At 69.8% G+C, this 23471-nt stretch carries 20 protein-coding genes and 1 pseudogene; 15 read left to right on the top strand and 6 right to left on the bottom strand.

What is annotated here, in order from left to right; all coding sequences use genetic code 11:
- Window positions 1-60: 60 nt before the first annotated feature.
- The 3 genes from QUE38_RS13585 to QUE38_RS13575 are packed head-to-tail and all read left to right on the top strand — an operon-like array spanning window position 61 to window position 3898.
- A complete protein-coding gene (locus QUE38_RS13585; RefSeq protein ID WP_286308799.1) occupies window positions 61-1239 on the top strand; it encodes an acyl-CoA dehydrogenase family protein in 1179 nt (392 codons plus the stop codon).
- 37 nt (window positions 1240-1276) lie between these two features.
- Entirely contained in the window at window positions 1277-2614 is a 1338-nt protein-coding gene (locus QUE38_RS13580) for an O-antigen ligase family protein (protein WP_286308798.1), read from the top strand.
- Window positions 2615-2617: 3 nt separating this feature from the next.
- Window positions 2618-3898 carry an O-antigen ligase family protein gene (locus QUE38_RS13575; protein ID WP_286308797.1) on the top strand — a complete coding sequence of 427 codons (1281 nt, stop codon included), beginning with the start codon at window positions 2618-2620 and terminating at the stop codon, window positions 3896-3898.
- Window positions 3899-3931: 33 nt separating this feature from the next.
- On the opposite strand, the gene QUE38_RS13570 is transcribed toward QUE38_RS13575, so the two are convergent.
- Both QUE38_RS13570 and QUE38_RS13565 read right to left on the bottom strand, forming a co-directional pair.
- The gene (locus QUE38_RS13570; RefSeq protein ID WP_286308796.1) at window positions 3932-4714 is read right to left on the bottom strand and encodes an HAD-IIB family hydrolase; all 783 of its coding nucleotides are present in this window, start codon (window positions 4712-4714) and stop codon (window positions 3932-3934) included.
- 163 nt (window positions 4715-4877) lie between these two features.
- The gene (locus QUE38_RS13565; RefSeq protein ID WP_286308795.1) at window positions 4878-5846 is read right to left on the bottom strand and encodes a glycosyltransferase family 2 protein; all 969 of its coding nucleotides are present in this window, start codon (window positions 5844-5846) and stop codon (window positions 4878-4880) included.
- Between the two features lie 142 nt (window positions 5847-5988).
- Here QUE38_RS13565 and QUE38_RS13560 point away from each other — a divergent pair, with 142 nt between their 5' ends.
- Complete coding sequence (locus tag QUE38_RS13560; RefSeq protein ID WP_286308794.1) at window positions 5989-7266, top strand: glycosyltransferase family protein; 1278 nt, start codon at window positions 5989-5991, stop codon at window positions 7264-7266.
- Between the two features lie 18 nt (window positions 7267-7284).
- Here the strand turns inward: QUE38_RS13560 and QUE38_RS13555 are convergent, their stop codons facing one another.
- A complete protein-coding gene (locus QUE38_RS13555; protein WP_286308793.1) occupies window positions 7285-8613 on the bottom strand; it encodes a hypothetical protein in 1329 nt (442 codons plus the stop codon).
- A gap of 919 nt (window positions 8614-9532) precedes the next feature.
- Between QUE38_RS13555 and QUE38_RS17675 the strand changes: the two are divergent.
- The 9 genes and pseudogenes from QUE38_RS17675 to QUE38_RS13515 all read left to right on the top strand — a co-directional run.
- Window positions 9533-9940: pseudogene (locus tag QUE38_RS17675) on the top strand (ABC transporter permease); the annotation flags it as partial.
- A 194-nt stretch (window positions 9941-10134) separates the two neighbouring features.
- Window positions 10135-10425 (top strand): hypothetical protein, encoded by a 291-nt coding sequence (locus QUE38_RS17670; protein WP_350227658.1) that lies wholly within the window; start codon window positions 10135-10137, stop codon window positions 10423-10425.
- A 6-nt stretch (window positions 10426-10431) separates the two neighbouring features.
- Entirely contained in the window at window positions 10432-11655 is a 1224-nt protein-coding gene (locus QUE38_RS13545) for an ABC transporter ATP-binding protein (RefSeq protein WP_286308792.1), read from the top strand.
- Window positions 11642-12523: a glycosyltransferase gene (locus QUE38_RS13540; RefSeq protein WP_286308791.1), complete on the top strand. Its 882-nt coding sequence runs from the start codon at window positions 11642-11644 to the stop codon at window positions 12521-12523. The genes QUE38_RS13545 and QUE38_RS13540 overlap by 14 nt, the downstream gene beginning before the upstream one ends.
- A gap of 113 nt (window positions 12524-12636) precedes the next feature.
- Window positions 12637-13719 carry a nitroreductase family protein gene (locus QUE38_RS13535; protein ID WP_286308790.1) on the top strand — a complete coding sequence of 361 codons (1083 nt, stop codon included), beginning with the start codon at window positions 12637-12639 and terminating at the stop codon, window positions 13717-13719.
- The gene (locus QUE38_RS13530) at window positions 13719-14684 is read left to right on the top strand and encodes a lysylphosphatidylglycerol synthase domain-containing protein (protein WP_286311835.1); all 966 of its coding nucleotides are present in this window, start codon (window positions 13719-13721) and stop codon (window positions 14682-14684) included. The genes QUE38_RS13535 and QUE38_RS13530 overlap by 1 nt, the downstream gene beginning before the upstream one ends.
- Window positions 14681-15931 (top strand): polysaccharide pyruvyl transferase family protein, encoded by a 1251-nt coding sequence (locus tag QUE38_RS13525; RefSeq protein ID WP_286308789.1) that lies wholly within the window; start codon window positions 14681-14683, stop codon window positions 15929-15931. The genes QUE38_RS13530 and QUE38_RS13525 overlap by 4 nt, the downstream gene beginning before the upstream one ends.
- Before the next feature lie 62 nt (window positions 15932-15993).
- A complete protein-coding gene (locus QUE38_RS13520; RefSeq protein WP_286308788.1) occupies window positions 15994-16995 on the top strand; it encodes a glycosyltransferase family 2 protein in 1002 nt (333 codons plus the stop codon).
- Window positions 16995-18488, top strand: coding sequence for a hypothetical protein (locus tag QUE38_RS13515; RefSeq protein WP_286308787.1), 1494 nt, complete (start codon window positions 16995-16997; stop codon window positions 18486-18488). Before QUE38_RS13520 ends, QUE38_RS13515 begins: the two co-directional genes overlap by 1 nt.
- Window positions 18489-18490: 2 nt before the next feature.
- Here the strand turns inward: QUE38_RS13515 and QUE38_RS13510 are convergent, their stop codons facing one another.
- The 3 genes from QUE38_RS13510 to QUE38_RS13500 are packed head-to-tail and all read right to left on the bottom strand — an operon-like array spanning window position 18491 to window position 21474.
- Complete coding sequence (locus QUE38_RS13510; protein ID WP_286308786.1) at window positions 18491-19999, bottom strand: glycosyltransferase family protein; 1509 nt, start codon at window positions 19997-19999, stop codon at window positions 18491-18493.
- On the bottom strand, window positions 19996-20862 hold the full coding sequence (gene rfbA, locus QUE38_RS13505; protein ID WP_286308785.1) for a glucose-1-phosphate thymidylyltransferase RfbA: 867 nt from the start codon (window positions 20860-20862) through the stop codon (window positions 19996-19998). Before rfbA ends, QUE38_RS13510 begins: the two co-directional genes overlap by 4 nt.
- Window positions 20863-20865: 3 nt before the next feature.
- On the bottom strand, window positions 20866-21474 hold the full coding sequence (locus QUE38_RS13500; protein WP_286308784.1) for a dTDP-4-dehydrorhamnose 3,5-epimerase family protein: 609 nt from the start codon (window positions 21472-21474) through the stop codon (window positions 20866-20868).
- Between the two features lie 123 nt (window positions 21475-21597).
- Between QUE38_RS13500 and QUE38_RS13495 the strand changes: the two genes are divergently transcribed.
- The gene (locus tag QUE38_RS13495) at window positions 21598-22398 is read left to right on the top strand and encodes a glycosyltransferase family 2 protein (RefSeq protein WP_286308783.1); all 801 of its coding nucleotides are present in this window, start codon (window positions 21598-21600) and stop codon (window positions 22396-22398) included.
- 73 nt (window positions 22399-22471) lie between these two features.
- Complete coding sequence (gene rfbB, locus QUE38_RS13490) at window positions 22472-23470, top strand: dTDP-glucose 4,6-dehydratase (protein WP_286308782.1); 999 nt, start codon at window positions 22472-22474, stop codon at window positions 23468-23470.
- Window position 23471 lies beyond the last annotated feature (1 nt).

Below are 23471 nucleotides of genomic sequence, written 5' to 3'. Positions count from 1 at the left end.
CGGATCGGCGCGAGCCCCTGCGGCACCCCGACGCCCCGACGACCACGCACTGGAGCGACCATGACCCTCGAGCCCCTCGCCAGCGACTTCTACGCATACGAGAGCCTGCTCTCGGAGCCCGAGCGCGAGGCGCTCGCGAAGCTGCGCGCGTGGCTCGAGACCGACGTGCGGCCGATCATGGACGACTACTGGGAGCGCGGCGAGTTCCCGATGCAGCTCGTGAAGCCGCTCGCCGACACCGGCGCACTGTCGTTCTCGTGGGACGAGACGGCGCCGTTCGAGAACTCCGCGGTCTTCCGCGGCTTCGTCGCCCTGGAACTCGCCCGGGTGGACGCCTCGATCTGCACCTTCGTCGGTGTGCAGAACGGGCTCGCGACCGGCGCGCTCGCGGTCGCCGGCTCTCCCGAGCAGCGACAGGAGTGGATCCCGAAGCTCGCATCCGGCGAGGTGATCGGCGCATTCGGCCTGACCGAGCCGCTGTCCGGCTCCGACTCCGCGCGCGGCCTGCGCACGACCGCGCGCCGTGAGGGCGACGAGTGGGTGCTGAACGGCGAGAAGCGGTGGATCGGCAACGCGACCTTCTCGGACATCACGATCATCTGGGCGAAGGATGTCGCCGACGGCCAGGTCAAGGGATTCATCGTGCCGACCGACACCCCCGGCTACCGCGCGTCGAAGATCGAGGGCAAGATCAGCCTCCGACCGGTGCAGAACGCCGACATCGTGCTCGAGGACGTGCGCGTGCCCGAGCGCCTGCGACTGCAGCGTGCCGACTCGTTCCGCGCGACCGCCTCGGTGCTGCGCCTCACCCGTGCCGAGGTCGCCTGGAGCGCCGTCGGCGTCGCGATCGGCGCCTACGAGGCCGCGCTCGAGTACGCGAAGACGCGCGAGCAGTTCGGCAAGCCGATCGCGTCGCACCAGCTCGTGCAGGACCTGCTGGTGAAGTGCCTCGGCAACATCACCGCCTCGCTCGGCATGGTCGTGCGCGTCTCGGAGATGCTCGACCGCGGCGAGCAGCGCGACGAGCACTCGGCGCTCGCGAAGTCGTATGCCACCGCCCGCATGCGGGAGACCGTCGCCTGGGCGCGCGAGGCGATGGGCGGCAACGGCATCGTGCTCGAGCACGGCGCCGCGCGGTTCTTCGCCGATGCCGAGGCGCTGTACTCCTACGAGGGCACGCGCGAGATGAACACGCTCATCGTCGGGCGGGCGATCACGGGCAGCGCCGCGTTCGCCTGACCGCGCCGCCGCCGGCGCGGGCGGTACCCTTGACCACATGACCGACGTGCGCGCCCGCATCTCCGCGCGCGCCGGATCACCGCGGTGGCTCGGTTCGGCGATCCGCGCCTGGGCCGGGTTCGCGTTCTTCACCGCCTTCGCCGGCCAGTTCTGGCGCAACCTGCTCGGCTGGTGGGGCTTCGGCATCGTCGCCGGCATCGTCATCGCCGGCGCCGTCGTGCTCCTCGTCCTGGTGCGACCGACCTGGAACTGGCGGCTCGTGCCCAAGTCGGCGATCGCGTTCGTCGGCCTCGCCGCGCTGTCGATCGCCTGGTCTGCCTACCCGTGGACCACGGTGCTCATGGTCGCGATCCTCGCCGGCACCGCGATCGCCGGCGTCGCACTGGGCCTCTGCCTCACCTGGGGCGAGTTCCTGCGCTCGCTCGCGAGGGCACTGGCGTGGATCCTCGCGCTCTCGCTCGTGTTCGAGCTGTGGGTCGCGCTGTTCGTCGGCGAGCCGCTGCTGCCGAACTTCGTCGACTACGGCGACGCCGATGTGCCGGCCGCGTTCTACTGGTCGCGCGACCTGCTCTTCGCGGGCGGGCCGATCGAGGGCGTCGTCGCCAACCGCAACCTGCTCGGCATGATCGCGCTGCTCGGCCTCATCGTCTTCTCGATCCAGACGCGCACGATGGGCCACCGGCGCGACCGCGCCATCGGCTGGATCGTGGTCTCCGTGCTGACGCTCGCGCTCACCCGGTCGGCGACCGTGCTGCTCGCGGCGGTGGTCGTCGCGGCGGTGCTCGGATTCGCGCTCTGGGCCAGACGGCGCCCGCACGGCCGCCTGCCGGTCTACCTGACGGCGGCCGGCTCGCTCGCCGCGGCGATCACGGCCATCGTCGTCGCGTGGGGACCGTTGCTCGACCTCCTCGGCCGCAGCGAGGACGCAACCGGCCGCCTCGACATCTGGGCGTCCGTGCAGGGGCTCATCGCCGAGCGTCCCGTGCTCGGCTGGGGCTGGACGGGCTATTGGGCCCCGTGGACGGAGCCGTACGCGGGGCTCGCGGTGCGCAACGGGGTCGAGTACCTGCAGGCGCACAACGCTTGGCTCGACGTCTGGATGCAGCTCGGCGTCGTCGGACTCGTGGTCTTCGCGGCACTCGTGCTCGGCACGCTCTCGCGCTCCTGGTTCGCCGCCGTCGATCGCCCGGCGGTCGACTTCGGCAACGGCACCGGGTACCGGGCCAGCTCGCTGATGCCGCTCCTGCTGACGGCCGCACTCATCGCGCAGAGCATCGGCGAGAGCCGCATCCTCATCGAGGGCGGCTGGATGCTCCTGATCGCACTCGCCTTCCTGACCAAGCGCCGCCGCTTCGCCGGCGAGCCGATGCCGTAGCCGATGCCCGACCCGATCGCGCCGGCACTGCGACGCTTCCTGGGCTCGGCCCGCTTCGCCCAGGCGCTGACCCTCGCGATCCTCGGTACGGGGTTCGCCACGCACGCGCTGCGCAGCCTGATCGGGTGGCCCGGCCTCATCGCCGTGGTCGTCGCGCTGGTCGTGCTCGCGGGCGTCTCCCTGGTCGCGCGCTGGCAGGCCGTGGACTGGTACGGCGTGCTGCCGCTCTCGCTGCTCGTGTTCGTCGGCTGGGCCGCGGCATCCGTGCTCTGGAGCGAGTACCCGGCGACCACCGCGGTCCGCGTGGGCTACCTCGTCGCGTTCGGGTTGCTCGGCGTGTACGTCGCCCTGGCACGCGACACCATCCAGGTCGTGCGCGCCGCCGGCGACGTGCTCCGCGTGCTGCTCGGCGCATCGCTCGCGCTCGAGGTCCTCTCCGGCATCCTGCTCGACCTCCCGATCGCGTTCCTCGGCATCGAGGGCGCCCTCGCCTCCGGCGGCCCCGTGCAGGGCCTGTTCGGCACCCGCAACCTGCTCGGGTTCGTGGCCCTGATCGCCGCGCTGACGTTCGTCGTCGAGTGGCGCACCCGGTCGGTGTCACGGCCGACGGCGATCGCCTCGATGGTGCTCGCGGGCGTCATGGTGCTGCTGTCGGGCTCGCCGACCACGTTCGTCTCCCTGATCGTGCTGCTCGTCGCCACGCTCGCGCTGTTCGGCCTGCGGCGGGCCGACGCGCAGACCCGCTGGCGGTGGCAGGTCGCGCTGGTCACCGGAGGGGTCGTCGCGCTCGCCATCGGCTTCGCGGCGCGCGTGCGCATCATCGAGCTGCTCGACGCACGCGGCGAGTTCGACGTGCGACTCGAGACCTGGCGCGAGATGAGCCGCTACCTCGACATGAACCCCATGCAGGGCTGGGGCTGGGCGGGCATCTGGCCGACGTCGCCCCCGTACAGCTGGATCACCCTGGCGACCGGCCGCCCGCACGCGAGCGGGCTGAGCGCCTACGTCGACGTCTACTTCCAGCTCGGCGTGATCGGCGGCGTGCTGTTCGTGGGCATGCTGGGCCTCGCCCTCGTGCGCGCGTGGCTGCTGGCATCCGCCCGCCGTGCCGTCGTCTACGTCTGGCCGGCACTCGTGCTCGTCGTGGTCGCAGTCACGTCGGTCGCCGAGAGCTACGCCCTCGTCGAGGGCGGCTGGATGCTCATCGTGATCTGCGCCGTGAAGGCCGCGCGCGACATGAGCTGGCGCGACGCGTGGAAGCCGGCGCTCACGCCTGCCTTCTGATCGCGACCGGGGCCGCGTGCCGCGGTGCGGCGGTCAGGCGACGGGCGCGGCCGCGTCCCGAGCCCGGGCGAGGATGCCCTCGACGACGTCGATCGTGTCCTCCCAGCCCTCGACCGCCACGCAGGCGACGCCCATGGCCTTGACCGGATAGTCGTTGCCGTCCTCGTCGAGCCGGTCGCCGACGAAGAGCATCTCGTCGAGCGCGATGCCCGACACCTCGACGAGGCGTCGCATGCCGAACGCCTTGTCGATGCCGCGACGCGTGATGTCGACCGAGGTCGAGCCGCCGCTGCGCACCTCGAGGTCGGGCAGCATCAGCTGCACGGCGTCGCGCAGCGTGTTCTTCTTCACGTTCGTCGGGTCCCAGGCCGCCTTCGCCGCGACCGGGGCGGCCTGCCCGAGCGCCGAGAACGTCACCTGCGAGCCGCGGTCCTCCAGGATCGGCCCCCACGTCTCGGCCTCCCAGTAGCCGAGCTCGCGCGCGGCGGCCTCGACCGCGTCGAGCGCGCGACGTCGCTCGTCGTCGGTGAGCTCCTCCGCGTACTGGCGCCGCCAGTCGCCCGCCTCGTGGCGGTAGTACTGCGTGCCGCAGGTCGGCATCAGGTGCAGCCGGGCGAGCGTCGCCGCATCCGCCTCGGGCAGCCGCTCCACGACCTGCGCGGTGAACTGCGCGATCTGGCCGCCCGAGATGATGCACACCTCGGCGACGCCGAGCAGCTCGACGAGGAGGCCGGACATGCGCGGGTCCATCGGCGACTTCGACGGCGCGAGCGTGTCGTCGAGGTCGAAGGCGACGAGTCGGGGAGTCGAGTGCATGTGGCTCCGGTTCGGTCGAGCGCCGCGGGGCGGCGGGGGCGTGGGTTCCGTCCGACGCACGATCACGTGCGCCCGATCGAGCGTCGTCGCGCGGGTCGCCTGAGTCTAACGGATGCCCCTGAAACGGCGCCGTGCCCCGGGGGCCGCTCCCCCGGTCGACGACTCAGCCGACCGGCTGCACCAGGTCGCGCAGGATGTCCTGCGCACCCAGGCCGAACCGCCCGTACCGTCCCGTGCGCCACTCGCGGAGGACCGGCCCGACGCGGCGCCACCGGGCCTCGGGGAGCGCGGAGCGCACCCGCTCGTGCGCGAGCTTGTCGGCTGCTGCGGCGACCCGATCGGGGGCGATGCCCGGCAGCTCGGGCAGCCGCTCGGCGAGCGCCTCGGCACGGGCGAGCAGGCGCGCGTTCCTCGCGTCGCGCGGCTCGCGCAGGCGTCGCATCCGCCCCGCCCAGCCCAGCGACTCGGCGCCGATCTGGTTGCCGCCGTGCTGCCGGTAGTCGATCAGCGGCTCCTCGAGCACGTCGACCTCGCCTGTCGCCGCGGCGATCGTCGCGAGCCACTCGTCATGCACCCACGAGGCGGGGAACGGCCGCGCGAGCTCGAGCAGCTCGCGGCGGAGCAGCATCGTCGCGCCCGTCAACACGTTGCGGCGCAGCTGCACGCCCCACGCGTCCCCGTCGTGGATGCGGGCGCGCTCGCCCGCGCTCACGTACAGCGTGTCGAGCAGCAGCTCCCCCGTCGGCTCACCCTCGCCGTCGACCAGGCGCGCATCGCTCGCGAGGAGCAGCAGGCCGGGACGCGCCTCGAACTCGGCCACCATGCGCGCGAGCTTCTCCGGATGCCACACGTCGTCCTGGTCGCTCAGCGCGATGAGCTCCCCCGTCGTCGCGGCGAGCGCCTGCTCGAAGTTCGCCGTGACGCCGAGCGGCGGGTCGTTGCGGAGGATGCGGACGGGCTGCCCTGCGGCATCGGCGACGCCGGAGACGACCTCGATCGTGGCGTCCCGCGAGTCGTCGTCGGAGACGATCCACTCGTGCTGGGCCACCGACTGCGCCAGCATCGAGTCGAGCTGCGACCGCACGTATGGAGCCCCGTTGCGCGTGCAGAGGGCGACGGAGACGCTGGGCACAGGCGGAGTCTAGCAACGCGCACCCTGTGGGCGGACGGGGGCCCGATCAGCGGCCGTATGCCAAGATCTTTGCTGACGACTCGCCGAGCGGGCAGGGGCGACGACGCCGCGCACCGCTCGTCCCCCGCAGGAAGCACCCGATGTGACCCCCACAGACCTCCCCACCAACTCCACGCAGGCCGAGCTGTATCGCAGCCTCGCGGCCGGCGCGTATGCCGACGGCCCCCGCGGGACGATCGCGTTCTGCGTGTCGACCGACGACCTCGACGAGGGCAAGGGCGACCTGTACGTCGCGCTGGGCCTCGCGAAGTACCTCCAGCGCGACGGTTGGGGCGTTCGCCTCTGGCCGGCCGAGCGCTGGTGCGACGCCATGCCGCAGGTCGACATCGCGATCGTGATGGTGGAGTCGTTCGTTCCCGGGCTCGTCGGCGAGCACACGGCCGTGGTCGCGTGGGTGCGCAACTGGACCGATCGCTGGCTCGAACTGCCCTACCTCGACGTGTTCGACGGCATATGGGCGTCGTCCTCGGCCTCCGCCGAGGCGCTCTCGACGCGGACCGGCCGCCCGGTCGAGGTCGTTCCGATCGCCGCCGACCTCGAGCTCTTCGCTCCGGTCGCCGATCCGGCCGAGCACTTCGCGGCGATGACCACGGTGAACTTCTGGGGTGCCGAACGGGAGATCGCGGATGCCATCGACGGGCTCCCCGACTCGAGGTCGGTGACCTGGTTCGGCGCGAACGGCGAGCACCTGCCACTGCCCCGGCACGCCGAGCACGCCGGCATCCTCGACTTCTTCGCGCTGCCGTCCGCCTATGCCGCGTCGGCGGTCGTGCTCGACGACGTCATCCCGCCCGCGAAGGCGTACGGCAACCACAACAGCCGGCTGTTCGAGTCGATCGCCGCGGGGGCGCTCCCCGTCACGAACACGCGCACGGGCCTCGACGAGCTCGGACTCGACGCGGTGCCGGTGTACGGCGACGCCTCCTCGCTCGAGTCGGCGCTCGAGGCGGCGGGCGGGTCGGATGCATCCGAGCTGGCGGCCGCACTGCGCGAAGTGGTGCGCGCGCGCCATTCCTACGCGCAGCGCGCGCAGGACGTCGCACCCGCGCTGGACGCGCTCCGCACGACCGCCGAACGTGGAACCGGCCGTCCGTCCGCCCTGCTCGCGTGGGCGGCGGGCCTGCAGTCCGACCTGCTCCGGGCGGAGCGCGAGCGCGACGCGTTCCTCGCCGATGCGCGGGCAGTGGGTACCGAGCGCAACCGACTGCGTGGCGAACTCGACGATGTCCGCGCCGAAGCAGCACGAACCCGCGCCAGGATCGACGCGATCACGTCGGCTCGCTCGTACCCCGCCTACCGCACCGTGCAGCGCGCCTACGGCGTCTCGCTGCGGGCGATTCGTCGGGTCTTCGGTCGCTGACGCCGTCTCTCGACGGCTTCATGGAACCGTCCTGATACGACACCCGACCAGCGTGTTCGAGCCTGGATCGACCCGGTCGATGGCGAAGACGCAGATCTCGTGCTCACCGGGAGCAAGTCCGGTCAGCACGGTGCGGTAGCCGTGGAGATCTCCAATGCCCGGGTACACGTCTGACAAGCCCGGCTTCTCGAGACTCGCCTCGATTGAGGTGGCGCCGCGCCCGTCGACGTAGATGTGGACCCGGATCGGGTCGATCGTGTCGGGGTCGAACGCCCAACCTCGCACCATCAGTTCCCCGCTCGTGCCAGTCGCACTCATCTCGTCGATGAATCCGGTGGGGGATCCCGTCGGCATCTGGACGTCCTCGCAGCCGATTCGGCGATTGCTTCCCGCACCGACGTCGATCGCATACGCGCAGACCCGGTGGACTCCGGGCGCATACCCCGCGAGTGACGCGCTGAAGCCGTGGGCCGTGCCGTACCCGGCCGGGAGCAGCGCACCGTCGACGTCCTGATCCGCGGAGACCGAGGCCGCGCCCCGACCGTCCACGTAGATGTGGACGCGGATCGGATCGACGGTGTCGGGGTCGACTGCCCAGCCCGCGACCTCGATGACGCCGATGCTCAGGGAACCACTCGCCGTGATCTCGCCGACAGGAGATCCGGAGGGCATGGTGACGGTGCGACAGGCGAACTTCCGGTTGGATCCCGGGCCGACGTCGATCGCGTAGAAGCAGACCTGATGCGTGCCCGGACCGATGTCCTCGATCCGCCCGGAGAACGCGTGGTCGTCGCCGTAGCCGGGCTTGGCATCGTCGAACCCGGGCTTCGTCTCGTTCGCGAGCAGCGATGCACGGCCCTTGCCGTCGACGTAGACATGCACCCGGATCGGATCCGGGGTGTCCGGGTCGATCGCCCACCCCCGGAACTCGATGGCACCGGGTGCGCCGGAGATCTCATCGATGTATCCGCCCGGGGAGCCCGACTTGACCGCGAGCGTCCGGCAGCCGAGGCGCACGTTCTTGCCCACGCCGACGTCGATCGCCCAGACGCAGACGCGATGGTCCCCCGGGTCGAGGTCGCCGACGACGACCGAGAACCCGCGCGAGCGGGTGGAGCCCGACTCCTCGTCGTCCGCCGCGACGCTCGCGCGGCCCTTCCCGTCGACGTAGACGTGCACCCGGATCGGGTCCGTCGTGTCGACGTCGGTCGCCCAGCCGGTGACCTTGATACTGCGATACCCGGTTCGAGCCGAGGTGATCTCCCCTCCGGCGACGCCCCGCCGGTCGGCGAGCCGAACCAATCGGAGAAGATGCGCCAGAAGTTGCGATTCCCGTAGCTGGAGCATGAGTCGCCCGCACCGTAGAGGTTCGTGAGGGCGGCGCGGTTCGGCGTGTACGGCGTGTAGAGGTACAGCCCGGCGGTCGCCTGGTTCCGGATGTACACGGTCTTCGTGCCGCACCCGGAATTCGGATGGTAGAGGATCGCGTTGTTGCGACCCGCGACGTAGGCGCGGCCCGACGGCGCCGCGGCGTACCGCTTGAACTGCAGTGCGGCCGAGTAGACCTGATTGAAGAAGCCGTAGTAGCGGCTGTCGCAGTCGGCGGTGTCCGGGCAGCCGTAGCCGGTCGCGCTGCGATACTGCCGCGAGCTGGGAGCAGTGGCGGTGACCAGGCTCTGCTCCTTCTCGATCAACACGATCAGCGCCTTGGGGCTGACGCCGCACACCCGGGCCACGCGGACGATGATCTCCGCGGCGGACTCGGAGCTGCGGCCGGCGTAGCGCTCGCAGCGGCCCGCCTCCGCCTCCCGCGTCGGCGTCGACGCCCGGTAGTCCTTGAGGCAGTCGGGACCGGTCGTCGCCCGGCAGGTGGGCACCCGGGCCTCGAGGAACCGCTGGACGGCCGCCGCGTCCAGCGAGTAGGCGTCGTAGAACACGGCGTCGCTGACGATGTGCCCGGCGTCGAAGTCGGCGGCGTCGGCGGCCTCCGCAGGGCCGGCGGCGAGGGAGAGCGTCGAACCGATGAGCACGAGGGACAGCGCTGCCACGAGCGCGACCCTCGCCCGCGTCAGGAATCCGCGTCGTCCCGGCACCGCCTGCTGCACTCGGCCCCCTCCGACTCGGTGTCGCACGTCATGCTAGTTGTGCGGGACGCGCGTTCCCCGGAGGACACGGCGCCGGGCGTGGCGGTCGCGACCACGCGACCGGACCCGCATCACGCGCGCTCTATACTGTTGACGCCCGACCGGAGGATTGACACAGACAGATGAGCGCGCAGGAACGCTACGCACGCCTTGCGCGCGAACCCATGGTGGAAGTCGCCCGAAACTCCACCCCGGCACGCTCGCTCCGCGAGATCCTGCACCGCCGCGACCTGCTGGGCCTGCTGGTTCGCCGCGACCTCAAGGCACGCTACAAGGACAGCGCGCTCGGTGTCGTGTGGACGCTGGTCCGCCCGCTGACGCAGTTGCTCATCTACTACATCGTGATCGGCCGATTCCTCGGCGCCGAGCGCAACATTCCGGAGTTCGCGATCTACGTGTTCACCGGGCTCACTGCGTACGGCCTGTTCAGCGAGATCGTCTCCGGCGGCACCTCGTCGATCGTTTCCAACAGCGGGCTGGTGAAGAAGGTCTACCTTCCCCGGGAGATCTTCCCCCTCGCGAGCGTCGGCTCGGCGCTGTTCAACTTCGGCATCCAGCTGGTCATCCTCACCGTCGCGACGATCGTGCTCGGAAGCCCCCGCTCACCGCCGACCTCGTCTACTTCATCCCGGCAGCGCTCCTGCTCATCTGTTTCGGCACCGCGCTCGGACTCCTCCTCGCAGCGACGAACGTCTACCTCCGCGACCTCCAGTACCTCGTCGAGGTGCTGCTGCTCATCCTGCTCTGGGCCTCGCCGATCGTGTACTCCTGGGAGATGGCTCGCGATGCCCTCGGCGCCGGGATCGCACTCGACGTCTACACCAGCAACCCGGTCACGCTCGCGGTGCTCGGCTTCCAGAAGGCGTTCTGGGTCGGCGGCGCCGAGAGCGGCGCCCCGTACCCGGACGACCTCATGCTGCGACTGTGGCTGACCATCGGTGTGAGCGTCGCACTCATCGTGGTCTTCCAGCGTGTGTTCGCACGCCTGCAGGGCAACTTCGCGCAGGAGCTCTGACCGCACATGACGACTCCAGACCTGACCCCGGCAGCAGAACGCCCGACGATCGTGCACGTCTCCGACGTCAGCAAGCGATTCGTCATCCGCAAGGACAACTCGCTCAAGGAGCGGCTGGTCACCTTCGGGCGGGCCGGTCGTCGGCATCGCGAGGAGTTCTGGGCCCTGCGCGACGTGTCCATCGACCTGCGAGCCGGCACCACCATCGGCCTGATCGGCCACAACGGCTCGGGGAAGTCGACGCTGCTGAAGGTGATCGGCGGCATCATCGACCCGACGGCGGGCTCGGTCGCCCGCCGGGGGCGCATCGCGGCACTGCTCGAGCTCGGCGCCGGCTTCCATCCCGACCTCACCGGTCGCGAGAACGTCTTCCTCAACGCCTCCATCCTCGGCCTCAGCCAGGAGGAGACCACCGCGCGGTTCGACGAGATCCTGCGGTTCTCCGGCATCGGCGACTTCATCGACACGCAGGTGAAGTTCTACTCGTCCGGCATGTACGTGCGACTCGCCTTCGCTGTCGCCGTGCACACCGACCCGGACCTGCTGCTCGTCGACGAGGTGCTCGCGGTCGGCGACGAGGCGTTCCAACGCAAGTGCCTCGACAAGATCCGCCAATTCCAGGCCGAGGGCCGGACGATCGTGCTCGTCACGCACAATCTCAACCAGGTCACCGAGCTCTGCGACCGCGCCGTACTGCTCCACCACGGACGCGTCGTGCATGACGGTGCGACGACCACCGCGGTCGAGCGCTTCCGCGACCTGCTGGAGGAGGCGCGCGTCGCCGAGGAGTCCGAGGCCGACGTCGAACCCGCTCCGACGGGGAGCATCGTCGAGACGGTCGTGCACGCCGTCGGACGCGAGCCGGGCGACCCCGTCGCGCCCGGTGACGACCTTCGGATCGCCGTCACCATGGAGCATCCGACCGGACTCGACGACTGGGTCTGCGCGATCCAGGTGGCGACGCCGCTCGGGCCGGCCATCTGGGGCACCACATCCGCCCGGCTCGCCGATCGGCTCGGGCCTCTGCGCGACGAGCGGACCGTCGAGTTCATCGTCAAGGACAGCCCGTTCGCCGGCGGCCGCTACTTCATCCACGCGTCGCTCATGACGAGCGCGGGCGTGCACCTGTTCGACGTCGCCCAGGCCGCATCCTTCACGGTGCCGTACGACGAGCGCCTCACCGGTGTCGTGCACGCGGAAGCGACGTTCTCGGACGATGTCGAGCGCTGACACCGCCGGCCCGACCGTCGCCGTCGTCACGGTCGCGTACCACTCGGAGGATGCACTCGAGGGGTTCTTCCGAACCCTTCCCGCTGCACTGGACGGCGTGACCGCGGAGGTCGTGGTCGTCGACAACGCCTCCACCGACCGAGACCTCTCCGCAGGGCGAGCGCGAGCCGCGGGCGCGACCTTCGTGGCCCTCGACGAGAACCTCGGGTACGGAGCGGGAGCGGATGCCGGGGTCGCGGCGCTCCGTTCGCACCCGGAGTTCATCGTGATCGCGAACCCGGACGTCGAATTCACCGACGGCGCGATCCGGTCCCTCCTCGATGCCGCTGACGCCGTGCGGGAGGGTGCGGCATTCGGCCCACGCATCGTCGACGAGCACGGCGCCGTCTATCCGTCGGCACGTCGATTCCCGCGCGTCGGCACCGGCGTGGGCCACGCGCTCCTGGGCAGGATCGCGCCGGGCAACCCATGGACCCGGGCGTACCGTGCCGAAGACGACCACGGCACGGAGCGGCGCGCGACCGACTGGCTCTCGGGCGCGTGCCTGTTGCTGCGTCGCTCCGCGTACGACGAGGTCGGCGGGTTCGACCACGACTACTTCATGTACTTCGAGGACGTCGACCTCGGGCAGCGGCTCGCGGACGCCGGCTGGCGCAGCATCTACGTCCCGGATGCCACGGTGCTCCACTTCGGTGCCCGCTCGACCTCGCTCGTGGCCCGGCGCATGGACCGGGCCCACCACGCCAGCGCCTACCGCTATCTCGCGAGCGTGTACGACCGCTGGTACCACGCGCCGCTCCGGCTGGCCCTCCGAACCGGGCTCGGCCTCCGCTCGCGTGCCCGCGGCCGCGGCGACCAGACGGCCTGATCCGGGCGATCGGCGGGCGACCCGTGCACTCGGCGATCGTCCAGTCGGCCATCGACTAGGATTTCCGGGGCGCATCGCGCCCTGACTCGTTCCCCCATCATCTCGGAGACCCGGTGCTGAACACACTCAAGCGGATCGCGAAGGACCTGCTCGCCATCACGTGGATCCGGCGCACCTACGAGGTCGTCAACCGGGTCCTGCTCGAGACCTTCGGGGCATCCCGGGTCCTCGTCTGGCTCTACTTCGTCGTGAGCTTCCTCACCTTCAACCGCGAGCAGGCGGCGGTCCTCCGCGGACGGCGCGACTACTACCGCAACAAGCACCGCGACCGGCCGACCCACGTGGAGCTGCGGCGCAACGTGCACCGCATCGAGAAGGGGCTGACGATGCGCCCGCGGCGACCCGTGTTCGCGCGCGACTACATCGCCGAGACCATCGAGTTCTACGAGGACGCGGTCCGCCAGGTCCAGACGGCACCCGGCACCATGGAGCCCAGCGAGATGGAGTGGGCGCACGACGTGCTCACCGAGTACTTCGCGGTGGTCGACCACTCGGACGAGACCGTCGCCGCAGCGCTCGCACGCTTCCGGGCGGCTGGGCACGACGCCGAGTTCACGGGCAAGGTGCCCTACCCGAAGAAGGCGCTCTCGGACATCAGCTACGAGCAACTGCACGAGCTCGCGATGCAGCGCCGCAGCGTGCGGTGGTTCGAGGATCGGCCGGTTCCCCGCGAGCTGATGGACAAGGCGCTCCTGCTGGCCCGCCAGGCGCCGACCGCCTGCAATCGCCTCCCGTACGAGTTCCGCGTGTTCGACGAGCCCGATATGGTGCGCACGGTGTCCCGCATCCCCTTCGGCACCGCCGGGTACGCGGACAACATCCCCTCGATCGTCGTGGTCATCGGCAAGCTGGAGAGCTACTTCAGCCCGCGCGACCGCCACGCGATCTACGTCGACAGCTCACTCGCCGCGATGTCGTTCCTGCTCGCCCTCGAGACCCTCGGACTCAGCTCGAGCGTGATCAACTGGCCCGACTTCGAGCCACTCGAGCGCAAGATGCAGAAGACGCTCGGACTGCGCACGACCGACCGCGTCGTCATGCTGATCGCGGTCGGCTACTCGCACGCCGAGGGACTGGTGCCCTTCTCGCAGAAGAAGGAACTCGACACGTTCCGGCGCTTCAACGAACTCGCGTGATGGCGTCCGACGGCTCACGCAGGCGCCTCCGGAAGGCGCTGCGCTGGCTGCTGACGGTCGCGGTCGTGGCCGTGGTCGGCTACTTCTTCGCGGTGACGCTCGCGCGGAACTGGGACGACGTCGCGAGCGCGGAGCTCGGCTTCGACTGGACGTGGGTGCTCGCAACCCTCATATTCGCCTCCGCAGTGCTCGTGACCGGGCTCCTCTGGGGGCGCCTGCTGCGCCGCCTCGACGGCAGCCGCATCACGCGCACCGAGGCGATGGCGGTCCAGTCGCTGTCGTGGCTCCTGAAGTACATCCCGGGCCAGGTCGGCTCGGTCGTGAACAAGGTCGTCTGGGCCGGCAAGCGCGGGCTCAGTCGCACCGTGGTCGTGATCTCGTTCGTCTACGAGAACGTCCTGCTGCAGCTCGCCTCGATCATCCCCTCCGTGCTCATCCTGCTGCTCGCGCTCGGCATCGAGCTCTTCGGCGAGAACCCGATCACGCTGGTGCTTCCGCTGCTGGCCCTCGTGCCCCTCGGGCTCGTGATGTGGAAGCCGTTCTTCCACCGCGTCGTCAACGTCGCGGCGCGGCGGGCGCTGAAGTCCGAAGTGCCCGAGGAGTACTTCCTCTCCACACCGCAGACGTTGGCGAGCCTCGCGGAGTTCCTGCTGCCCCGACTGCTCAACGCGGTCGGCTTCGTGATCCTCGCCGCCACCGTGACCGAGGTGACCCCGGCCGAGTGGCTTCCCTTCGGCGCGGCCTACGTCCTCGCCGGGGCGATCGGCATCCTCGCGTTCTTCGTGCCCAGCGGGCTCGGCGTGCGCGAGGCGATCATCGTCCTCGTCCTCAGCCAGTACACCACCACCGCGCAGGCGATCGTCATCGCGCTGCTCGCCCGGCTGCTCAGCACGCTGGGCGACGTCGTCGTCGCGCTGGCCTACTTCGCGCTCCGCCGCGCGATCCCGAAGGAGAACCGCCCATGACCCCGTACCACGTGACCATCATCGGCTCCGCCCTGTCCGGCAACAAGGGCGCTGCGGCGATGCTCGAGAGCGCCGTCCAGACCCTCGGCGAGCGCCTCGGCGAGGTGGACTTCACGCTGCTCAGCATGTACCCGACCGAGGATGCCGCGCAGAACCCGTACCCGAACCTCGAGGTGGTCCCCGCCTCGCCCCGGCAGCTCGGCGTGACCATCAACCTGCTGGCGCTGACGTATCGCCTGCTCCCGCCGGTGCGTCCGCTCATCCGGCGGCGCTCGCGGGCGATCGGCGCGCTCGCTCGCTCGTCGGTGCTGCTCGACCAGGGCGGGATCACCTTCACCGACGGCCGCGAGAAGTTCCTCCTCTACAACGTGGCGTCCATCCTGCCCGCATTGAACACCAGGACTCCCGTCTTCAAGTGCGCACAGGCGGTCGGGCCCTTCCGCAACCCGGTGAACCGGTGGGCGTCGAAGACCTTCCTGCCGAAGGTGCGCACCCTCGTCACGCGCGGCCGCATCACTCACGAGTTCGCGGAAGGGCTCGGGCTCCGCAACCTCGTGGCCGGCGCCGACTACGCGTTCTCGCTCGAGCTCGACGGCACGGAGGCGGCCGCGGTGGCCGACCACGTCGACCTGGACTTCTTCGCGCAGGGCGATGTCGTCGGCATCTCCCCCAGCGTCGTGCTGCAGAAGAAGGTCGACGCGAAGGGCGGCGACTATGCCGGTCAGCTCGTGGACTTCATCGAGTGGGTCCGGTCGACCGGCCGTCGCGTGGTGCTCGTCCCGCACAGCGTGCGCACCGGCACCGACAAGACGCACAACAACGACCTCCCGCTCTGCCGCTCGATCGCCGATCGACTCACCGCGGGCGACGATCTGCTCGTCCTCGATCGGGAGATGACCTCTCAGCAGCTGCGGTACCTCATCGGTCGGTGCGACCTCTTCGTCGCGAGCCGATTCCACGCAATGGTCTCCTCGCTCGCGATGGAAGTGCCGACGCTGGTGATCGGGTGGAGCCACAAGTACGCCGAAGTGCTCGAGATGTTCGAGCTCGAGGAGTGGGCATTCGGGCATGACAAGTTCTCGCCGACCTACCTCCAGGAGCGGTTCGAGGCGCTCGTCGCGCAGCAACCCGAGGTGCGCGACCGGCTCGCCCGGCACCTCCCCGAGGTCAAGGCTCGCTCCGTGCAGCAGGCGGACCTGATCGCCGACATCGTGCGCGGATCCGACTCCACGTCGCCCCGCGCCTGAGCCGCACTACACTGAACGCCGTCCGGTCCCCACCGGCCGCACCGAAACGGAAAGACCCCATCGTGAAGGTATTCGTCCAGATTCCCTGCCTCAACGAGGAGGAGACGCTCCCGCTCGTCCTCGAGAGCATTCCGAAGCAGATCCCCGGCGTCGACGAGCTCGAGATCCTCGTGATCGACGACGGATCGTCCGACCGCACGATCGAGGTCGCGCGCGCGTACGGGGTGCGCCACTTCGTCCACCACAACCGCAACATGGGCCTCGCGCGCTCGTTCCGCGACGGGATCGACTACGCGCTGACGCACGGCGCCGACATCGTGGTCAACACCGACGGCGACAACCAGTACCCGCAGTCGCGCATCCCCGACCTCGTCGCACCGATCATCGCCGGGGAGGCCGACATCGTCATCGGCGATCGCCAGACCCACAAGATCGCGCACTTCTCCTGGTTCAAGAAGCAGCTCCAGGCACTGGGCAGTTGGGTCGTCAACCAGGCGGCGGGTACGCGGCTGCCGGATGCGGCGAGCGGCTTCCGCGCCTACTCGAAGGCATCTCTCCTCCGGCTGAACATCGTCACCCAGTTCAGCTACTGCATGGAGACCATCATCCAGGCGGGCAACAAGCGCCTCAAGATCGCCAGCGTCGAGGTCGACACGAATCCGAAGACCCGCGAGTCGCGTCTCTTCTCGTCCATGGGCGAGCACGTCGTCAAGTCGGCCCAGGCGATCCTGCGCAGCTACCTCATGTTCAAGCCCTTCGTCTTCTTCGCCTGGATCGCCGCGATCATGTTCGCCGGGGCGATGATCCCGTTCGTGCGCTACCTGGTGTTGATCACGCTGTTCGCTGAAGACGCCGGCCAGCACATCCAGTCGCTGTTGCTCGGCGTTGCGCTACTGGTCGGCGCGCTGCTGGCGTTCGCCCTCGGCGTGCTCGCCGACCTGATGCGTACCAACCGCGTGCTGCTCGAGGAGAACCTCGAGTACACGAAGGTCCTGCGCTACGGCGAGCCCGGAGTCCCGATGGTCGGGGCGCTGCCCGTGCCACCGCGGCGCGACGCGGCCTGATGGAGGCGGCGCCGGCCACGGACGTCGCGCGGGAGCGACGCCTCGCCGGAATCGGCGTCGCACTCATCGGGATCGCCTTCGTATGCGTCGCCGCCTTCGCGGCGTACTCGCTGCGCTGGAGCGGCAGCGCCGACGCGTACGAGCACCTGGACTACGTGCTCCAGGTCGCGCGCGGCCAGTTGCCGGAGCCGTTCGGCCACGTCTTCGATCCGGCGGTCTGGACCGCGAACCAGTCGCGACTCGAGGCCGGTCGCCAGTACGCCTCCGCCCACCCGCCGCTGTACTACGTGATCGCGGCCGCGCTCGTCGGAGGCCTCCTCGAGGCGGGGATGCAGGACCAGGACTCGTGGATCCGTGCCGTTGCAATCCTGCGGGCTCTGAACATCGGCCTGGGCCTGATCGGACTCCTCGGGTTGGCGTGGACCGGCTGGATCATCGGTGGGCGCCTTCGGGCTCCGCTGGCGATCGCCCTTCCCGCCACCGGAGGGTTCACCTACGCCTACCTGCGCTTCTCGGGCGAGGTGTACGGCGACATGCTGCTCGTGGTGGCTTCGATCTGGACCCTCGCGACCTCTGCCTCCGTACTACTGCGAGGACCGTCGTGGTGGCGCCTGGGTGCGCTCTCCGGCCTCGCGATCGTCGGCGCCGGCAGCAAGGCGACGTTCATCCTGGTACTCGCCGTCGGGTCCATCGCGATCATGGTCGGGACGTTGTTGCACGGGCGCGGAGGGCCGCTGCGTCGTGCCCTCCTCGGCGGAGCAGCCGCTGCCGTGCCGTGGATCGCCGCGATCGCGTCGTTCGGCTGGTTCTATGCGCGTAACGCGCTGCTCAGTGGCGCCTGGCACCGATCGACCGAGGTCTCGCCGATCGGGCGCGTCGCACGCACGCTCTCCGACAACCTCGGGGACTGGAACTTCTACGGCACCTTCCCCGCCGGCCTGTTCGGCAAGTGGATCGTCACGGTCGTCGCGTGGGCACCCGCCGCGTCCGCGCTGCTCTTCTGGGCGGCGACCCTCGCCACGCTCGTGGCGTGGACCAGCCTCATCATCCGAGGACGTGTCCGGCCGTCACTCGGCCAGTGGGCCGTCGTGGCCATGCTGGTCGGCCTCGCGATCGGCGCGTACCTCATGCAGCTCAGCCACTCGGTGGGATACGGCGCGTACAACACGCGCTACTTCCTTCCCGCGACCCTCGCGTTCTCCGCCGCGATGGTGGGTGGCATCATCCTCGCTCCACGGATCCGGGCCGTACTGATCCCGGCCTGGAGCGTGCTGCTCATCCTGGGATCCGCCGCATCGATCATCGCCTACTCCGTCGGACCGGACCTCCTCCTCGAGGACCCGATAGCGGCGCTTCGTGCGCTGGGGATCGCCTACGTGCCCTGGTGGGTGCTCGTCGGCCTGCTGGGTGCGGGGCTCGCGTTCGCCGCCGCCACAGCGGTCCCCATGTGGATGCTGCGCGACCGGAGGCTCTCGTCCGCCGTGGTCGTGTAGCGTCAGACGCCGATGACTCCGAAAGCGGCGAGCCGCCGGAGTATCGGAACGATGCCCTCCACCGGGCTGCCCGGCATGATCCACGAATCGTCGGATCCGACCAGGTAGGTGATCGCGCCGGCACCTTGGAATGCGAGGAACACCGCGACGACGACTGCCGCGAGCTTCCACGCGATGGGCGACCGCTGCGTGCGATCGAGCACTCGCGCGAACATCGCGATCGCAGCGCCGATCAGCAATGGGAGGAACATGAGCTGGTACCTCGCCTGGATCGCCAGCGGCACGTCGAATCGCACGAAGTGACCGAGGTTGGTCCAGAAGAGGGCTGCCACATAGGTCGCGAACGCGATCGCCAGCACCCGTGCGGCACGGTTGCGCAGCGCGTGGGTCGAGGCGAGGACCACGAGGAACACCATCACGACTGCCACCCATCCGACCGTCGTCTGTGCGATCGGCGAGCCCTCGGACGTCTGGATGCCACGCGCGGTCTCGCCGCCCACGACGAGGGCCGTACGAACGGACTCCGGCAGCCAGTCCACGATCAGGAACTGCAGTCCGTTGCCGAGCTGGATCGGGTTGCCCGCCGCTGCGGCCTCGAGCGCCTCGTTCCGCCGCCAGACCCCGAACGTCCGACAGAGTTCCTCGGTCTGCACCCGCGCGCAGTCCGGGTCGGGAGTGCCGTAGGCGAGCACGTTCCCGACGATACGCTCGACGAAGAGAACGACTGCGGCGAACGCCGCCGCGAGGAGCAGCCACGTGGTCGGTCGGCGGAGCCATCCCGCTGCATCGACGCTCCACCGGGACCGGAAACCCTCGGCACGTCCGCGGACGACCTCGTTCACGACCAGGGCGACCCCGATCGCGGCGAAGGCAGGCAGGAACGCGGTCTTCACGAGCGTCGCGGCGCTGCCCAGCGCGATCACCGAGACGATCGCCGGCACGTCCGCGCGCTCGGACGTGAAGGCCCGCACCGCGAGTGCGAAGCACCCAGCGGCGAGGAGGAGCAGCAGGTTGTCGTAGTTCACCGTGGCACCGAGGAACATGACCACGGGCGGGAGGATGAACACGGCCACCGCGGAGTTGGCGAGCGCGGCGGAGAGACCGATCCGGCGGAGGACGCCCCGGTAGATCGGGATCGCAGCGGCAGAGAACGCCACGCACAGCAGCCGCAGGACGACGACCTGTCCGTATTCACCGAGTCCCGCCGCCTGCGCGACTCGAAGCGGGAAGCTCATCAGCCAGTGGAAGAGGTACGACGAGAGCCGCTCGACGTCGCCCAGCCCCGTCACACCGCTCCCGTCGGCGATCCACGGCGACCACTGGCCGGTGTAGAGCTCCGCGATGCGGAAGTGGTAGAACTCGTCGTAGAGCAGGAACGGCCTGGCCGCGAGCGCAATGAGCGCGGCTCCTGCGACGTAGGCCGCGACGACCGCGACGAGGAACCAGCGGGAGCCGATGATCCGCGGTATCCGGGTCGCGACCCCTGTCGCGACCGTGCGGACCCGGCTCATGCGTCGTCGAGCAGTCGCTGCAGGAACGCCCCGTACCCGCTCTTCACCAACGGCGCCGCGAGCGCCGCAAGCTGCGCGTCGTCGATCCATCCGGCGCGCCAGGCGATCTCCTCGATGCAGCCGATCTTGAACCCCTGGCGATCCTCGATGACGCGCACGAACTCCGACGCCTGCATCATCGACTCGAACGTGCCCGTGTCGAGCCACGCCGTCCCGCGATCGAGCACCTGCACCTGCAGCGTGCCGCGCTCGAGGTAGCGCTCGTTGACGGTGGAGATCTCCAACTCGCCGCGCGCGCTCGGCTCGATCGTCTTGGCGATCTCGACCACGTCGTTGTCGTAGAAGTAGAGGCCGGGCACCGCGTAATCGCTCTTCGGCTCGGACGGCTTCTCCTCGATCGAGATCGCACGGAAGTCGTCGTCGAACTCGACCACGCCGTAGGCGGTCGGGTCGCTCACCTGGTAGGCGAAGATGACGGCGCCGTCGATGTCGGTGTGGGATCGCAGCGCTGTGCCGAGGCCGGAGCCGTGGAAGATGTTGTCGCCGAGCACCAGCGCCACGCTGTCGTCGCCGATGAACTCCTCGCCGATGATGAACGCCTGCGCGAGGCCGTCGGGCGAGGGCTGCACGGCGTACTCGATGGTGATCCCGAGGTCGGCGCCGTCGCCCAGCAGGGCGCGGAACTGGTCGTTGTACTCGGGCGTCGTGATGATGAGGATGTCGCGGATGCCCGCCATCATCAGTGTCGACAGCGGGTAGTAGATCATCGGCTTGTCGTAGATCGGCATCAACTGCTTGGAGATGCCCTTGGTGATCGGCCAGAGCCGGGTACCCGATCCACCCGCCAGGATGATTCCGCGCATGCGTCAGACTCCCTTGTTCAGTACGTCGTAGTAGGCGCGTGCAGCGTCCCAGGTCGGCAGGAGCCCGGATGCCGCAGCCTCCGCCAGGCTCGGCGCCGCGGTGTCCTTCGGCGACAGCAGCGGCTCCCCCGCGGCGTCCGGGAACACCAGGCCGACGTCGGGGTCGAGCGGATCGATCCCGTGCTCGCGCTCGGCGTTGAAGGTCGAGGTCACGAGGTAGCTGACGGTCGCGTCGTCGGTCAGCGCGACGAAGCAGTGGCCGAGACCCTCGGCGATGTAGATGGCGCGACGATCGACGTCGTCGAGCAGCACCGAGTCCCACTTCCCGAACGTCGGCGAGCCGACGCGGATGTCGATCACGAAGTCGAGCACCGCGCCGTGCGTCGCGGTGACGTACTTCGCCTGGCTCGGCGGGACGTCCGCGAAGTGGATGCCGCGGACGACGCCTCGCTTCGACACCGAGGTGTTGCCCTGGGCGAGCGAGAGCGGGTGCCCGATCGCCTCCTCGAGCCGGTCGAACCGGTACCACTCGAGGAACACTCCCCGATCGTCGCCGAACTGCTTCGGGGTGATCTCGTAGCTGTCGGGGATCTCGAGTTCGCGGATCTGCACCGAGGCATCCTACCAACCGCGCACCCGCGTGGCACGCTGGTGCGCGGTTGCGGAACGACCGCCCGGATCCGCTGTCCCCAGCCGATTCGGGGCGACGGGGACGGTCACCTATACTCTCCCACCGTGCATGCGCTCCGAACCGGTATCCGACGACGGTCGGAGCGGTACCTTCGGACCGCGGCACGCGCCCTCTACGCTCGCGGCGGCTTCCGGCTGCGTCGGCGCGTCGGACGTGTCGATCCCGACGCGCTCCTCGTCGTGATGTGCCTCTGGAACCGACCGGAGCGCGTTCCCCACCTGCTCCGCGAGCTCGACGCCCAGGACCTGCCGCACGGCATCCGGCTCGTGCTCTGGAACAACCGCGGGTCGAACGCCGCGCTCCTGCGCCGCCAGTTGGCCGCGTTCCATCCCATGGGGGCGCTCCGGTCGGTCGAGACGTTCACCTCCCCGGTCAACGTGGGCGGCGTCGCGCGCTTCATGGTCGTGCGCAAGCTCGTCGGCGACCGCGTCGCCCCGGTCGTGCTGCTGGACGACGACCAGGTGACGGAGCCGGAGTTCATGTCGACGCTGCTCGCAGACCACCGGCCACGCTCGATCGCCGGGGTGTACGCATGGCGAACCGAGTCGTCGTACTGGGACCGCTCGCCGCTCGACGCCGGCGACGACGCGAACTACGTGGGCACCGGCGGTTGCATCATCGACGGCTCGATCGCCTCGGACCCCACGTTCTTCGACCACCTCCCCGATCGGTACAGCTTCATCGAGGACCTCTGGATGAGCGACCGCGCGACTCGACTGGGGTGGACGCTGCGCAAGTCCGACGCCCCGTTCGCATTCGTGGCCGACGAGACGAACCAGTATCGATCGATGATCGGCCTCAAGGACGAGTTCCACGCCTACCTGCGCTCGCAGCCGACGCACTGAAGCGGACGCTCGGGTGCCGGCCCCGGGTCGGGGCGCCGGCGCGACCGTGTTCCGGCATCGGTAGGATGTTCGGGTGTCAAGACTCCTCGTGACCGGCGGTGCCGGCTTCATCGGCTCCAACTTCGTCCACCACCTGATCGAGCACACCGACCACGACGTGACGGTGCTCGACGTGCTGACGTACGCGGGCAACCTGGCCTCGCTCGAGGGATTGCCCGAGGACCGCTTCCGGTTCATCCGGGGCGACATCGTGGACGCCCAGTTGGTCGACCGCCTGTTCGCCGAGCATGACGCGGTCGTGCACTACGCGGCCGAGAGCCACAACGACAACTCGCTCGACGACCCACGACCGTTCCTCGACACCAACATCATCGGCACCTACACGCTGCTCGAGGCCGCGCGCCGCCACGGCACCCGCTACCACCACATCTCCACCGACGAGGTCTACGGGGACCTGGAGCTCGACGACCCCGCACGCTTCACGGAGGAGACCCCGTACAACCCGTCGAGCCCCTACTCGTCGACCAAGGCCGGCAGCGACCTGCTGGTGCGCGCCTGGGTGCGCTCGTTCGGCGTGCAGGCCACGATCTCGAACTGCTCGAACAACTACGGGCCCTACCAGCATGTCGAGAAGTTCATCCCCCGCCAGATCACGAACGTGCTCCGCGGGCAGCGACCGAAGCTCTACGGCACGGGCGAGAACGTGCGCGACTGGATCCACGCAGACGACCACTCGTCGGCCGTGCTGGCGATCCTCGAGCGCGGCGAGATCGGCGAGACGTACCTCATCGGCGCCGACGGCGAGCGCAACAACAAGGACGTCGTCGAGCTGATCCTCACGCAGCTCGGCCAGCCGGCCGACGCCTACGAGCACGTGAAGGACCGCCCCGGGCACGACCTGCGCTATGCGATCGACTCGACCAAGCTGCGCACCGAGCTCGGCTGGACGCCGCGGTACTCGGACTTCGAGGCCGGCCTCGCCGCGACCATCGAGTGGTACCGCGACAACGAGGCCTGGTGGGCGCCGCAGAAGGATGCCACGGAGGCCCGCTACACCGCCCAGGGGCAGTGAC

Origin of the sequence: Agromyces mangrovi, assembly GCF_030296695.1 — a bacterium.
Lineage (GTDB): Bacteria > Actinomycetota > Actinomycetes > Actinomycetales > Microbacteriaceae > Agromyces > Agromyces mangrovi.
This window is presented reverse-complemented; position numbering and strand designations above follow the sequence as displayed.